Source organism: Streptomyces sp. NPDC058685 (assembly GCF_042714725.1).
In the GTDB taxonomy this organism is placed as follows: domain Bacteria; phylum Actinomycetota; class Actinomycetes; order Streptomycetales; family Streptomycetaceae; genus Streptomyces.
In genome coordinates this window covers 1-14,973 of the sequence record NZ_JBHXSL010000093.1, presented here as the reverse complement: position 1 = coordinate 14,973, position 14,973 = coordinate 1, and the positions used below count along the sequence as shown (strand labels likewise).

At 72.3% G+C, this 14,973-nt stretch carries 6 protein-coding genes; all 6 read left to right on the top strand.

Translation table 11 applies throughout. From position 1 onward, the window contains the following. The first annotated feature begins 116 nt into the window (after positions 1 to 116). From ACFWU3_RS35655 to ACFWU3_RS35630, 6 genes are read left to right on the top strand one after another with little or no spacing between them, the layout of a single operon-like run. Positions 117 to 7,682 (top strand): beta-ketoacyl synthase N-terminal-like domain-containing protein, encoded by a 7,566-nt coding sequence (locus ACFWU3_RS35655; protein ID WP_384445659.1) that lies wholly within the window; start codon positions 117 to 119, stop codon positions 7,680 to 7,682. A 41-nt stretch (positions 7,683 to 7,723) separates the two neighbouring features. Beyond that, positions 7,724 to 9,349 (top strand): PfaD family polyunsaturated fatty acid/polyketide biosynthesis protein, encoded by a 1,626-nt coding sequence (locus tag ACFWU3_RS35650; protein WP_384445657.1) that lies wholly within the window; start codon positions 7,724 to 7,726, stop codon positions 9,347 to 9,349. Continuing rightward, on the top strand, positions 9,346 to 11,037 hold the full coding sequence (locus ACFWU3_RS35645) for an acyl-CoA dehydrogenase family protein (RefSeq protein WP_384445655.1): 1,692 nt from the start codon (positions 9,346 to 9,348) through the stop codon (positions 11,035 to 11,037). The genes ACFWU3_RS35650 and ACFWU3_RS35645 overlap by 4 nt, the downstream gene beginning before the upstream one ends. A gap of 8 nt (positions 11,038 to 11,045) precedes the next feature. Then, positions 11,046 to 12,839 (top strand): acyl-CoA dehydrogenase family protein, encoded by a 1,794-nt coding sequence (locus tag ACFWU3_RS35640; protein ID WP_384445654.1) that lies wholly within the window; start codon positions 11,046 to 11,048, stop codon positions 12,837 to 12,839. Positions 12,840 to 12,858: 19 nt separating this feature from the next. After that, entirely contained in the window at positions 12,859 to 13,590 is a 732-nt protein-coding gene (locus ACFWU3_RS35635; protein ID WP_384445652.1) for a 4'-phosphopantetheinyl transferase superfamily protein, read from the top strand. 23 nt (positions 13,591 to 13,613) lie between these two features. Next, on the top strand, positions 13,614 to 14,903 hold the full coding sequence (locus tag ACFWU3_RS35630) for an NAD(P)/FAD-dependent oxidoreductase (protein ID WP_384445651.1): 1,290 nt from the start codon (positions 13,614 to 13,616) through the stop codon (positions 14,901 to 14,903). The last annotated feature ends 70 nt before the right edge of the window (positions 14,904 to 14,973 follow it).

The following is a 14,973-nucleotide window of genomic DNA, read 5'->3' as shown; positions in this document are numbered from 1 at the left end:
TACACCAGCCTTTTCTCCCCTTCCCCCCCCACCCACCCCTTGGGGGCCGCCCCCCCCGCCAACCCCCGGGCCGGCGCGGCCCGGCCCCGCCCCTCAGAAGGGACCCGAAAGCTCTCATGAGCAAGTACGCCATCGTTGGCCTCTCCTGCCTGTTCCCGGGAGCGGAGACACCTGCCGAGTTCCGGCAGAACCTCCGCGCCGGGGCGGACAGCCGCCGGGAAGGGGGCGAGCAGGTCTTCGGACCCGCCCTCGACGCCAGGGACACCGACCCGCAGCACGGCATCTACTGCACGCGCGGCGGCTTCATCACCGACTTCGCCTTCGACCCGTCCGGCTACCTGCTCGACGCCGGTCACCTCTCCGGGCTCGACCGGATCTTCCACTGGTCCCTGCACGTGGCCAGGGAGGCACTGCGGGACAGCGGTCACCTGGAGCGCCCCGAGATCCTCGGGCGCACCGGACTCGTCCTCGGCAACTACTCCTTCCCCACGCCGGCTTCCGCCGGGGTCAGCGTCCCGCTGGTCCAGGAGGCCGTCCTGGAGGGGCTGCGCCGTGCCGGGCACCCGGCACTCGGCGCCCTCGCCGACAAGGACCGGCGCATCGACCACGCCGGCCTGCGGCCCGAGGACCTGCGCGTCAGCGGCTCACCGGCGTCGGTGGCGGCCAGCGCGCTCGGCCTCGGCGGTCCCCGCTACGCCCTGGACGCCGCCTGCTCCTCCGCGCTGTACGCACTCAAGCTGGCCTGCGACCACCTCGCCGCCGGCCAGGCCGATCTGGTGCTGGCGGGCGGCGTCTGCGCGCCCGACCCGACCCTGATCCACCTGTCGTTCTCCGATCTCCAGGCCTACCCCCGTGACGGGTTCAGCCAGCCCTTCGACGACCGGTCCGGGGGCATCCTCACCGGCCAGGGCGCCGGCATGGTCGCCGTCAAGCGGCTGGCGGACGCGCTGCGCGACGGCGACCGCATCCACGCCGTCGTGGACGGCATCGGCCTGACCAACGACGGCAGCGGACGCCATCTGCTGGTACCGCAGGGCGGCGGTCAACTCCAGTCGTACGAGCTGGCGTACGCCCAGGCCGGGGTCGACCCGGCGACCGTCGACTACCTGGAGTGCCACGCCACCGGCACCCCCATCGGTGACGCCACCGAGGCCGAGTCCGTCGCCGCGTTCTTCGGCAACGCCGGCCGGGTGCCGCTGATCGGGTCCGTGAAGGGCAACATCGGCCATCTGCTCACCGTCGCCGGACTGAGCAGCATGCTCAAGGTCGTCCTGGCGATGGGCGACGGCCACATCCCGCCGACGATCGGTGTGGAGCGGCCCGTCACCTCCAAGGACGGCCGTGTCGGCGACGCGACCCTCGTCCGCACCGGCCGGGAATGGCCGAGCGGTGACGGGCCGCGACGGGCAGCGGTCTCCGCGTTCGGCTTCGGCGGCACCAACGCACACGTGGTGCTGTCCGAGCCGGCCACGGCTGCCGCGGAGACCGAGACGGACGACGCCGCGGCCGTGCCCGCGCTCGACATCGTCGGACTCGGCGCCCACTTCGGCTCCCTGGACTCCCTCGACGCCTTCGAGCGTGCCGTCCACGACGGCGGCGACGCTCTGGTCCCGCTGCCCGAGCGCCGCTGGCGCGGGTTGGACCAGACCCGCGGCGGCTCCCTGGAGGACGCCACCGGTGTCTCGCCCGACGCGCTGCCGAGCGGTGCGTTCGTCGACGGCCTCGGCATCGACCCGGTCGACCTCAAGATCCCGCCGGCCGACCTGCGGACGTACAACCTCCAGCACGCGCTGGCGACCAAGGTGGCCGACGAGGCCCTGCGGGACGCCGGCTACAGCCGCGACGTGCCCAAGGGCAGCAGCGCGCCCGAGGCCCGCCGGATCGCGGTGGTCGTGGGCATGGAGATCGAGCCCATGACCCATCTGCGGCTCACCCGCCGCACCCTCGGCGCCTTCGTCCGCGAGGAGTTCGCACGGGCCGGGGTGCCCGTCGACGAGGAGCAGCTCGCCGCGCTGAGCGCGGTGGGCCGGGACGCGGTGGTCGACCCCATCGTCGCCAACGAGGTCCTCAGCTTCATCGGCAACGTCATGGCGAGCCGTATCTCCTCGCTGTGGAACCTGACCGGTCCCTCCTTCACCGTCTCCTCCGACGGTTCGGGGACCGCCGAGGCCCTGGAGGTCGCGCGGCTGCTGCTGCTCGACCCCACCATCGAGGCTGTGCTCGTCGGAGCGGTCGATCTCGCGGGCTCGGCGGAGAACCTGCTGCTGCGTCCCGATGTCGTCGCCGAGGCCGGACTGACCTTCGGCGAAGGCGTCCGCGGCCGCCGTGTCGGCGAGGGGGCGGGTGCGGTCGTCGTCACCCGGCCCGGTGAGCGGGAGCGGCCCGCGTACGCGCGTCTGGACGCCGTCGCCATCCGGCACGCCGTGCCCGTGGACGGCGCGGTGCCCGAGGCGGACGCAGCGACCCTCGCGGCAGCGGCCGGCGAAGCACTGACCGCCGCCGGCGTCACGGCCGGCGACATCGGCTATCTGGAGGCCCACGCGGGCGGCACCGAACTCCAGGACCGTGCCGAGATCGCCGCGCTGGCCGCCGTCTACCCGGCCGCCGGCGCCGAGGTGGCCCTCGGCAGTGCCAAGGCCCAGATCGGCGACGCCGGCTGCGCCGCCACCATGGCCGGGCTCATCCGGTCCGTGCTGTGTCTGCACCACGGCTATCTGCCGGGCACCCGCGGCTGGACCCGCCCGGCCGGCGATCTGGCCGAGGACTTCACCGCTTCCGCGCTCTACGTCCCGGACGCCTCCCGGCCCTGGATGCGGCGGACCAAGGGCGCCCGCAGGTATGCGGCCGTCAGCTTCATCGGGGCCTCCGGCGCGCACGGACACCTCGTGCTCTCCGCCGGCGCCACCCGAGGCTCGGTCACGCGGTCCGACTGGCAGCGGGCCGGCGGACCCGTCGTCCTGGCGCTGTCGGCCGACTCGTTCGACGCGCTGCACGCCACGATCGAGCACCATCTGGAACTGCTGGCCGTCGCCGACCCGTACGCCCTCGCCCGCGAGGCTGCCCGGGAGCTGCCGGGCAGGAAGCTGCGTGCGGTGCTCGTCGGACGGGACCGCGCCGAGCTGCGGGCCCAACTGGAGCTCGCGGTGAGGGACCTGGCCGATGTGCACGCCAAGGGAGGGGAGTGGGCCACACCGGCCGGCAGCTACTTCACCGCGCGGCCCATCGGACCGGACGGCAGGGTCGCGCTGGTCTACCCGGGCGCGTTCAACTCCTATCCGGGCCTCGGCCAGGACTTCTTCCGGGCCTTCCCGAGCCTGCTCGACCGGTTCGAGGAGCAGGCGGACGAGCCCGAGCGGCAGTTGCGCGCCACCTCGCTCTACCCGCGCAGCAAGGTCGCCGTGGGGCGGCGCGAGCTGATGGCGCTGGAGGCGGGGCTCGGCGACGACGTGCCGTTCATGCTCGCCACCGGCACCAACTTCGCGATCCTGCACACCGATCTGGTTCGCGACCTCCTCGGCGTCACGGCGCACGGCGCGTTCGGCTACAGCCTCGGCGAGTCGAGCATGCTGTTCGCCACCGGCGGCTGGCAGCTCGGCGGCCGACGCGACGACCTGATCAGCAACACACCGATCTTCCAGGACCGGCTCTGCGGCCCGCGGCGTACCGTCCGCGAGCTGTGGGACGTGCCCGACGACGCCGCGGACGAGTCGCTGTGGGCCAGCCATGTGCTGCTCACCGACGCGGACTCGGTACGCGCGGTGCTGCCCCGGTACGACCGCGTCCACCTCACCCACATCAACACCCCGGCCGAACTGGTCATCGCCGGTGACCCGGTCCAGTGCCGCGCGCTGGTGAAGGAACTCGGCTGCCCGGCCGCCCGCTCGCCGGTCAACGTGGTCATGCACTGCCCGGTCGTGGACGCGGAACTGGACGGTCTGGCGGGGCTGAACGACTACCCGACGGGCTCGTTCGGCGACCTGGAGCTGGTCAGCGCCTACGACTACGAGGCACTGCCCGCGCTGGACCGGGCGGAGATCGCCCGGCGCATCGCCTGGACGCTGCGCTCCACGATCGACTTCGCCCGTCTGGTGCGCGACGCGCACGACCGGGGCTTCCGCTACTTCATCGAGGTCGGCCCCGGCTCGACCTGTTCGCGGTGGGTCCGCGACACACTCGGCGACGCCGAGCACGTCTCGGTGTCGGTGGACCGCCGCGGTGTGCCGGCGACGAAGTCGGTGGCACAGCTGGTGGCCCGGCTCGTCGGCAACGGCCTGGAGCTGGATCTGACGCCCCTGCTGGGCACCGCGGACACGCCGGCCCGCTCGGCCCGTTCGACCCGCTTCCGGGTGGGCGGCGGCGACCCGGTCCCGGCCCGTGTCGCCCGCGGGATCGCGGCCACCGCGCCCGGCGCGGCACCCGCGTCCGCCGAAGCCGCTGCCGCTGCCGTGCATCGGGTCCCCTCGACCGCCGCGCACACCGCGCCGGTTCCCGTCGCGTCGACCGCCGGCGCGCATCCCGGTGCCGTGACGCCGGCCGCCGGCTCGCCCCTCGCCGCCACCGCGTCCGTGAGCACCTCCACGGCCCCGGCCGCCCTCTCCGCGCCCGGCACTCCGGCGGCCACGGCCGGCACCACGCACTCCGGTGCCGCGCACTCCGTCCCGCCCACCGCCGCGACCGCCCCCGGCGCTCCCGCCGGGCCCGGTGCGCCGCATCCCGCCGTACCGTCCGCCCCCGTTCCGTCCGTACCGCCGGAGGACCCCGTCATGCCTGCCGATCCGACTCTCGCTGACGCGGAGGTCATCGCCTTCGACGGCACCCCGATCTCCTTCCTTCCCTGGGCACCCGCGCCAGGGGAGACGGAGGCCGCCCTGCCGGCCGCCGAAGCCGTGCCCGCGCCCGCCGCGCCCGCCCCCGTCGTCAGCGTCCCGCCGTCCGGCGCCACGGCCGCGACGACGGCCGCGCCGTCCACCGCGACCACCGAGTCGCCGACTCCCGCCGCCGACCTGGTCCGTGAGATCCGGCAGCAGATGGTCGCCACCCACTCGGTGGTGATGGAGACCCAGCGCATCCTCCAGGGGGCCACGCTCTCCCGGGTGGAGGCGCTGCTCGACGGGGCCGGTGCGCCGGCGGCCCCGGCCGCCGTGCCTCGTGCGGCCACCCCGCCGGCGGTCGCACCCGCTCCCCGGACCGAGCCCGCGGCCCTGCCGCCCGCCCCTCCCGCCTCCGCCCCGGCACCGGTCGCCGCGACGGCCGGGATACCGGCCGCCGCCGAGGAGCGCGAGGTCAAGGAGGGCGTGATCTGGGACGAGGCGGATCTCCTGGAGTTCGCCGTCGGTTCCGTCGCCAAGGTCTTCGGCCCCGAGTTCGGCGTCATCGACGGCTACGCCAAGCGGGTGCGGCTGCCCGCACCGCCGTACCACTTCGTCACCCGTGTCACCGAACTCAGCGGCACTACGGGGGAGTTCAAGCCCGCGACCATCACCACGGAGTACGACGTCCCCGAGGACGCCTGGTACGCCGTCGACGGAGGCGTCCCGCCGGCCGTGACCGTCGAGGCCGGCCAGTGCGACCTGCTGCTCGTCAGCTACCTCGGCATCGACTTCCGCAACAAGGGCGAGCGCGTCTACCGGCTCCTCGACAGCACGCTGATCTTCCGCGGCAACCTGCCCCAGGTCGGCCAGACGCTGCGCTACGACATCTCCATCGACCGCTTCGTGCACCAGGGCGACACCACGCTCTTCTTCTTCAGCTACCAGTGCTACGCCGACGGGGAGCTGATCCTCGAACTCCACGACGCCTGCGCCGGGTTCTTCAGCAAGCAGGAGCTCGACACCCCGCTCGGCGTCGTCATGACCGACAAGGAGAAGGCGGCGCGCGCGGCACTGCCCCGGGGGTACTTCAAGCCCCTCGCGTACACCGAGAAGAACCACCTGACCCCCGAGGACCTGGAGGTGCTGGCCCAGGGTCGGCCCGGCGACGTCTTCGGCCCGGACCACGCCCAGGACCCCGGGATCAACCCCGCGATCCGGCTCCCCGACGCCAAGCTGCGCATGGTCGACGAGGTCACCATCGACCGCAAGGGCGGTCCGCGCGGTCTCGGCACGCTCAGCGCGACCAAGCGGCTCACGCCGGACGCCTGGTACTTCACCTGCCACTTCCCCGACGACCACGTCCTGGCCGGCTCGCTGGTCGCCGAGGGCGCGGTGCAGCTGCTCCAGATCTATCTGATGCACCAGGGCATGCATCTGACGCTGCCGGACGCGCGCTTCCAGTGCGTGACCGACGTGCCGATCGAGGTGCAGGTCCGCGGCCAGATCACCCAGGCCCACGAGGAGATCCGCTACGAGGTCGAGGTCATGGAGCTCACGCTCCTGCCGCGCGCCACGGTCATCGCCGACGTCCTCATCTACCTGGGCGACAAGCCGGTCATCCGGATGAAGGGCCTCGGCCTCCAGGTCCGCGAGAAGGACGGCTCGCCCTACCGTCCCGAGGCGGGCGGCATCCCGCAGTTCCTCGGCCGCCGCAACAGGAACGGCGAAGCCGCCATGATCAACGAGATGCACCTGGCGCACGCCGCCAAGGGGCATCTGGACATCGCGATGGGGCCGGAGTTCGAGGTCTACCGCAACAGCCGCGCGCCCTACATCCCCAACGGCGACTTCCAGTTCGTCGACCGGGTGATGTCCCTCAAGGGCACCCGAGGCGATCTGCGCAGCCCCGGCTCGGAGATGGTGACCGAGTACGACTCCCCGGCGGACGCCTGGTACTACGAGCAGAACTCCTACCCGCACATGCCGAACGCGGTCTACATGGAGACCTCGCTCCAGGCCGCGATCTTCCTCGGGTACTACCTCGGCGCCACGCTCGAACGCCCCGAGGAGCAGTACGCGATCCGCAACCTCGACGGCAGGGCGACCCTGGTCAAGGACATCGACCTGCGGGGCAAGACCATCCGTCACCACTCCAAGCTGCTGATGACGAGCGCGGTCTCCGGTGCGGTGCTCCAGAACTTCAGCTACGAACTCTCCGCCGACGGCGAGGTGTTCTACGTCGGAGAGTCGCTGTTCGGCTACTTCAGCGACGCGGCCCTCGCCAACCAGGTCGGACTCGACAACGGCACGTACGTCGCGCCCTGGATCGAGACCGAGAAGCCGGACCCCTCGCGGGTCCGCCGTATCGAACTGCCCGAGGGCGCACCGGCGTTCAGCGACCCCACCGGGGGCCATCTGCACCTGCCGGGCGGGCAGTTCGCGCTCGTGGACCGGGTCGACCTCGTCACCGACGGAGGCCGGCACGGCCAGGGCTATCTGCACGGCCACCGCGCGATCCGGCCCGACGAGTGGTACTTCGACTGCCACTTCCACCGCGACCCGGTGATGCCCGGATCGCTGGGCGTCGAGGCGATCCTCCAGGCCATGCGGCTGTTCGTCATCGAGCAGAACCTCGCCGAGGGCATGGAGCAGCCGCGCTTCGCGATGGCCACCGACGTGGAGACGGCCTGGAAGTACCGCGGCCAGATCCTGCGGCACGACAAGGAGCTCCGGTTCGACGTGCACATCAAGGAGGTCCGGCGCGAGGCGGACCGTCTGCTGGTCATCGCCGACGCGGATCTGTCGAAGCCGGGCCTGCGCATCTACGAACTCACCGACGTGGCCATCGAGGTCCGTCCCGTCGGGGCCTGACGGCCCGCACCCGCGCTCAGCCCAAGGAGCTTCGTTTCCCCATGAGTATTCGCGACACCCCTCTCCGGTGGTCCGGAGAGCGGTACCCCAGCACGGACCCGGCGGGTATCTACAACGCCCTGGCCGATCTCGACCAGCCCTGTTTCATCGTCGTCACCCCGGAAGGGATCGGTGCCGTCTCCGGCGGCGCCGTGACCTCCGGCTCCGACGGGCTGCCGCTGCTCGCCGCCGCCCAGCCGCTGCCGCCGCAGCGGCTGGGGTCGGCCGCCTTCCTCGCCGCGCACGGTGTGCACCAGCCGTACATGGCCGGCGCCATGGCCGGCGGCATCGCGTCGGCCGACATGGTCGTCGCCCTCGCCCGGGAGGGCTTCCTCGCCTCCTACGGCGCGGCCGGACTGCTGCCCGGCACGATCGAGAAGGCGCTCGGCCGGTTCGCCGCGGAGATCCCGGGACTGCCCTACGCGGTCAACCTCATCCACAGCCCCAGTGAGGACCGTCTGGAGCGGGAGGCCGTCGAACTGTTCCTGCGGCACGGGGTGCGGTGCGTGGAGGCGTCCGCCTACATGGACCTCACCCCGCACGTGGTGCGCTACCGGCTCGCGGGCCTGTACCGCGAGGCGGACGGCACGGTCGTCGCCGCCAACCGGCTGATCGCCAAGATCTCCCGGTCCGAGACGGCCGAGCGGTTCATGCGCCCCGCCCCGGCCACCCTCGTCAGCGCCCTGCTGGACCAGGGGCTGATCACCCACGATCAGGCCGCGCTCGCCCACCATGTGCCGCTGGCCGACGACGTCACGGTGGAGGCCGACTCGGGCGGTCACACCGACCGCCGGCCGCTGCCCGCGCTGCTGCCGACGATCCTGCGGCTGCGCGACACGGTCCAGCGGGAGCACCGGTACGCCGTGCCGATCCGCGTCGGGGCCGGCGGCGGCCTCGGCACCCCCGTCGCGGTGGCGGCCGCCTTCGCGATGGGCGCGGCCTATGTCGTGACCGGTTCGGTGAACCAGTCCTGCCTGGAGTCCGGTGCGTCCACGGCCTCCAAGGCGATGCTCGCCGAGGCGGGCATCGCCGACTGCGAGATGGCGCCCGCGGCGGACATGTTCGAGATGGGCGTGGACCTCCAGGTGCTGAAGAAGGGCACCCTCTTCCCGATGCGGGCCAAGAAGCTCTACCAGCTCTACCAGGCCCACGACGGCATCGAGTCCATCCCCGCCGCCGACCGCGCCAAGCTCGAACAGCAGGTCTTCCGGCGCCCGTTGGAGGACGTGTGGCAGGAGTGCGTGGGCTACTTCGAGCGGCGCGACCCCGAGCAGCTCGCCCGCGCGGCCGGCAACCCCAAGCGCCGGATGGCGCTCGTCTTCCGCTGGTACCTGGGCATGTCCTCGCGGTGGGCGGTCACCGGTGACACGGACCGGGCGATGGACTACCAGATCTGGTGCGGCCCGGCGATGGGCAGCTTCAACGACTGGGTGACCGGCAGCTATCTGAAGACACCGGGAAACCGCCGGGTCGCCGACGTCGCCCACCACCTGATGCTCGGCGCCGCGTTCCACACCCGGCTGGCCCAGCTGCGCAGCTCCGGGGTGCACATCCCCGCCACGGCCGGCGACTACCGCCCGGTCCCGCTGGAGACCCCGGCCCACGACTCCCCGGCGGGCATGCGATGAGCCCGCTGACTCCCGAGCAGCTGGAGGAGCTGCTCGGCGACCCCGGGGACGACACCAACCCGCACGGCTTCACGGCGGCCGTCGCACGCGACGAGCGGGACGAGTTCCCCACCGCGCTGTGCGACGCGCTCGTCGGCGCCGGGTTCCATCTGAACTACCTGCCGAAGGACTGGGGCGGCACGTTCGAGTCCTTCGACCGCAGCCTCACCCTGGTGCGCTCCGCGGCCCGCCGGGACGTCAACATCATGCCCGGCACGATGTTCAGCATCATCGCCGCGACCTGCCTCCAGCTGCACGGCACCCCCGAGCAGCAGCGCCGGGCCGCGGACATCCTGTGCCGCGGCGGCGCGGTGGCCTTCGCGCTCACCGAGGCCGAACACGGCAGTGATCTGCTGTCCGGCGACGTCAGCCTGTCCGACGGGGTGCTGGACGGCGAGAAGTGGATGGTCGGCCTCGGCATGCGCTGCGAGGCGGTCTATGTGGTCGCCCGCACCGGCGGCCGCGGCCCCGCCGCCTTCTCGGCGGTGCTGCTGGATCTGGCGGACGTACCCGAGGGGCAGTTGGAGCGCGTTCCCGCCGTACGCACCGGCGGGATGCGGGGCATCGACCTCGCCCGGATGCGCTTCACCGGGCTGCGCGTGCCGGACGGCGCGCTCGTCGGCCGGCTGGGCGAGGGCCTGGAGGCCGCGGTCAAGGCGCAGCAGGCCGTACGGCTGATGAGCATGGCCGGCAGTCTCGGCATCGCCGACAGCGCCGTACGCCTGGCGCTGGACTTCGCCTCCGTCCGCAAGGTCGGCCGCGCGGTCCTCACCGAGTCGCCGCACCCCCGGCGTGATCTGGCGGTCGCCGCGGCCGCGCTGCTGGCGGCGGACGTCGTGGCGCTGACCGCGGCACGCGGCGTCCATGTCCTGCCCGAGGTGTTCAGCGTCTGGGCGCCGGCCGCCAAGCACGTCGTGGCCGAGTCCTGCGACGAGCTGATCCGCCGCTGCGGCGCGGTGCTCGCGACCCGCTCCGTCCTGCGCGAGGGCGAACGCGGCGCCGGACTCTTCCAGAAGCTCCAGCGGGACTCCGGCGTGGTGCGCGTGATCGACTCCAGCACGCTGTCCAATCTGCGCTCGTACGCGGGGCAGTTGCCCACCCTCACCGAGGGCGGAGCCGCACCGGATCCCGAGGCGCTGGCCGCGGTCTACACCCTGGGCGCGGATCTCCCGGCCTACGAGACGGCCCGGCTCGACATGTTCGCCCGGGGCGCCGACCCGGTCCTCGCCGGACTGCCGGATGCCGCGGTGGCGGTGGCCGAGATCGTCGAGGACGAGCAGACAGGCGCCCTGTTGCGGCAGTTGGCGCAGGCCGTGTCCGGGCTCGGGGAGCTGACACGCGCCGCGCAGCAGCGCGGCGCCGACCCCAACGCCCTGGTGGACGCCGCCGAACGGTACGCCTGGCTGCACGCCGCCGCGTCCTGCGTCCACCTGTGGCACGCCAACCGCGACCGGCCCCTGTACGGCACGACCCCCGGCTCCGCCGGCTGGCTGGGCGCGACGCTCGGCTACCTCCTCGCCCGTGCCGACGGTGTCGACCCCCGCCGGCACGGGGCCGTTCTGACACCGGCGCTCGACGCCGTCGCCGCGCTGCGGGAGACCGACCAGCTGTTCACCGCCCTGCCCGTGCGGCTGGCACCGACCCGATAGGAGTCCTCATGTCCAAGGCCGATCTCACCGCACTGGCCGCAGAGCTCGAGAAGTACCTCGGCGACCCGTTCGACGACGGCAGCCGGATGTCCTTCAACCGGGTGCTGGACCACGACGAGAACCAGGAGTACCCCTACAGCTTCGTCAGCCAGCTGCGCCGCTGGAGCGTCCACGAGTACTCGATGCCCGCCGAACAGGGCGGCCGCGCGGGCAATGTGGAGACCGGGTACAACCTGATGCGTCTGGTGGCCCGCCGCGACGCGGCCACCGCCACCTCCCTGGTGATCACCAACCTCGCCTTCATGCCGCTGTGGATCGCGGGCACCGAGGAGCAGAAGCGCACGGCCATCGAGCGGATGAAGCGGGGCGGCGGCCTGTCCTGGGGACTGTCGGAGCGCGAACACGGCAGCGACCTGGTCGCCAACGAGATGTTCGCCGAGAAGGTCGACGGCGGCTGGGAGATCACCGGCGAGAAGTGGCTGATCGGCAACGCCACCGTCGCCGACACGATGGTCGTGCACGCCCGTACCGGCAAGCGCAACGGCCCCGCGGCGTACTCCATCTTCCTCGTCGACAAGTGGGAGCTCGCCCCGGACACCGTCGAGGAACTGCCCGTCGAGAAGCTGCACGCCCTGCGCGCGCTCGACCTCAGCGGGCTGCGCCTGCGGCGCGCTTTCGTCCCCGACTCCGCGCTGGTCGGCGCCGAGGGCCAGGGCCTGGAGATCTCCCTCAAGGCAACCCAGGTGGCGCGCTGTGTGATCGGCAGCCTGCCGCTGTCGGCCGTCGACACCGGTCTGCGGCTGACCCTCGACTTCACCGAGGAGCGGGTGATCTTCGGCGGCAAGGTCAGCGACGTCCCCTACAGCCGCCGTCAGCTGACCGAGACGCTCGCGGACCTGATGATCGCCGACGCGATGAGCCTGGGCGCGGTGCGCTGCCTCCAGGCCGCGCCCGAGCAGCTCAGCGTATGGTCGTCGGCCGTCAAGTACCTGGTGCCGACGCTGCTGGAGAGAACCATGTCCCAGCTCAACACGGTGCTCGGGGCCCGGTTCTTCCTGCGCGACCACCCGCACTACGGCCCGTACCAGAAGATGCTGCGCGATCTGCTCGTCGCCAACATCGCCGACGGGAACACCGTGGTGAACCTCCGCAACCTGGGCCAGCAACTGGACGGACTGCTGACCACGGCCCGCGAGGCATCGCCCGAGATCCGCAACGCCGCGGCGGTGCGCGCCGGGACCCTCTTCGGCATGGACCGTGAACTGCCCGTGTACGAGCCCTGGAAGCAGGAGCTGTTCAGCCGCGGGATGGACGACGCCGTGCTGGCCGCGCCCGACGGTCTGCGCCGGCTGCGGGCCCTGGCGGAGCAGGCCGAGGGCACGGAGAGGGACCGGCTGGAGCGCGCGGCCGACGTGGCCGAGGAACTGCTCGACCGGGCGGGCCCGCTGGCCGACAGCGCCACCGCGCTCAAGGCCGACCTCGGGCGGGCCTACGGACACTCGGCCGAGCTGTTCGAACTGTCCAAGGAGTACTGCCTGTTGCACGCCACTGCGGCGTGCGTGCTCACCTTCGTCCACTCGCACGGGGCGATGGAGAGCCCGCTGCCGAGCGGCGCCCTCCTGCTGCTCCAGATGGAACGGCTGCGCCGGCACCTCTACCCGCACGAATCGATCACGGACCAGTCCGTCATCGATGAGGTGATGGAGGTGCTGCGGCGGCTCCACCGGGAGGACCGGCTGTTCTCGCACTGGCAGTTCCAGCTCGCCAAGCGCGCCGGTGATCTCTCCGCCGCCCGCCTCTGAGCGGCCGGGAGCCCCGCCGATGCAACCCGACCCGACGTTCCTGTGGCTGCTGCCCGAGCGCGCGGTGGACGACTTCGCCACCGCCCTCGGCGGCACCCGGCTGCTCACGGAGGCGGAACGGGCCGCGCTCGGCCGGCGGCTCACCGACGGTGCGCGGCGCCGGTACCTCGGGGCGCGGCTGCTGTGCCGCTACGCGCTCAGCGCCCGGACCGGCCGGCCGGTGGACCGGTGGCGCTTCCGGCTCGGCGAGCACGGGCGGCCCGAGGCCGAACCCGACCCGGAGGGCGTGCGGTTCAACCTCTCGCACACCGAGGGACTGATCGCCTGTGTCGTCACCCAGGGCCGCGGGTGCGGTGTCGACGTCGGTCCCACCCCCTCGCCGGCCGAGCTGGTGACACAGCTGGGCCGCCGGCTCGCCCCGGCCGAACGCGCCGCGCTCGCCGCCTCGCCGGCAGGTGTGCGCGGCGCGCTCGCCGGTGAGCTGTGGGTGCTGAAGGAGGCCTATCTCAAGGCCCTGGGCACCGGGCTGTCCCGGAGCCTCGGGGGGTTCTCCTTCGGCCCCCGCGCCGACGGCCGTATCGCCGTGCACGACCCGCAGCAGCCGGCGGGCGCCGACTCCCGGTGGTGGTTCGACCTGCTCTACCCGGGTCCCGGACACGTGGTGGCCGTCGCCACCGAGGACGGGCGCCCCGGGGCCCTGCGCCGCACCGACCTCTCCGACCTCTCGCTCTCCGACATCTCATGCGTATGAGACCGACCCTGAAGGACATCTCCATGTCGCAGCCCACCAGTCCGCGCGTCGCCATCGTCGGAGCCGGTGTCGCCGGCCTCTCCGCCGCCTACCACCTGCGCAACCGCGCCCGGATCACCGTCTTCGAGCGGGAGGACCGCCTCGGCGGTCACGCCAACACCGTCGAGGTGGAGGAGAACGGCAGGACCCTCGGCATCGACACCGCGTTCGTCGTCTTCAACCGGCCCGCCTACACGAACCTCTGCGAGTTCTTCGAGGAGCTGGGCGTCGACGCGGTCGAGCACCGAGGGGCCTTCAACTTCTTCGACCGGGACACCGGTCTGGAGTACGGCACCAAGGAGCTCGACATGAGCGAGGAGGAGGTGTCCGAGCGCTACTCCGAGGAGTTCCTGACCATCTGGCGGGAGGCGCGGCGCTTCCACACCGAGGGCCGCAAGGACTTCGTGCGCAAGAAGGCCGACATCCCGCTCGGCGAGTACCTCGACCGCGGCGGCTACAGCCAGGCGTTCCGCCACTCGTACGTGATCCTGCTCTGCTCGGCGGTCTGGTCGATCCCCGCCGAACTGATCTGGGAGATGCCCGCCAGCACCGCGATCGCGTTCTTCATGGGCCACGACGAGGGGGGCCTCGGCGGCCGCGAGGTGGACTGGCGGACGGTGGGCGGCGGTTCGATCTCCTACGTACGCAAGGCGATCGCCGCGATCGGCCCGGAGATCCGCACGGGCGAGCCGGTCACCGCGATCCACCAGGACGACGAGGGCGCGGTGGTCACGACGGCGCGCGGCAGCGAGCGTTTCGACTACGTGGTGATCGGCGCACACGCCGACGAGGCGCTGGCTCTGCTGGACAACCCGACCGAGCGCCAGACGGAGGTGCTCTCCAAGGTCGCGTACAACGGCTCGACGGTCATCCTGCACACGGACCCGTCGGTGGTCCCGGCCGACCGGGACCGCTGGGAGGCCTGGAACTACGGCAAGGTCGAGGTGGACGGCCGGCCGAGGACGTATGTCGCCTACTACATGAACAAGCTGCACGGATTCACCGCGGAGAAGGACTACTTCGTCACGCTGGACTACCCGGGCGAGGTGGACCCGGAGACGGTCATCGCGGAATTCCCCTACACGCACCCGATCATCGACGTCGATGTCCGCGAGATGCAGAAGGACATCTACAACGTGAACGAGGGGACGCGGGTGAAGCTGTGCGGCTCCTATTTCCACGCCAAGCGCCACGGCGTGGACCAGATCGGTTCGCACGAAGCGGGTTACTCGTCGGGAATGGAGATCGCGGCGCAGCTCATCAGCGAGCTCTGACCGGAAGACGCGAGAACGCCCCGGAGAATCCCCACCGGGATAAGCGGGGGGGTGAGGCGGAGTTGAAACA

Excerpts from the sequence above, each read along its gene's own strand:
- ACFWU3_RS35645 (WP_384445655.1), top strand. The coding sequence starts at position 9,346 with ATGAGCCCGCTGACTCCCGAGCAGCTGGAGGAGCTGCTCGGCGACCCC.
- ACFWU3_RS35635 (WP_384445652.1), top strand. The coding sequence starts at position 12,859 with ATGCAACCCGACCCGACGTTCCTGTGGCTGCTGCCCGAGCGCGCGGTG.
- ACFWU3_RS35650 (WP_384445657.1), top strand. The coding sequence starts at position 7,724 with ATGAGTATTCGCGACACCCCTCTCCGGTGGTCCGGAGAGCGGTACCCC.
- ACFWU3_RS35655 (WP_384445659.1), top strand. The coding sequence starts at position 117 with ATGAGCAAGTACGCCATCGTTGGCCTCTCCTGCCTGTTCCCGGGAGCG.
- ACFWU3_RS35640 (WP_384445654.1), top strand. The coding sequence starts at position 11,046 with ATGTCCAAGGCCGATCTCACCGCACTGGCCGCAGAGCTCGAGAAGTAC.
- ACFWU3_RS35630 (WP_384445651.1), top strand. The coding sequence starts at position 13,614 with ATGTCGCAGCCCACCAGTCCGCGCGTCGCCATCGTCGGAGCCGGTGTC.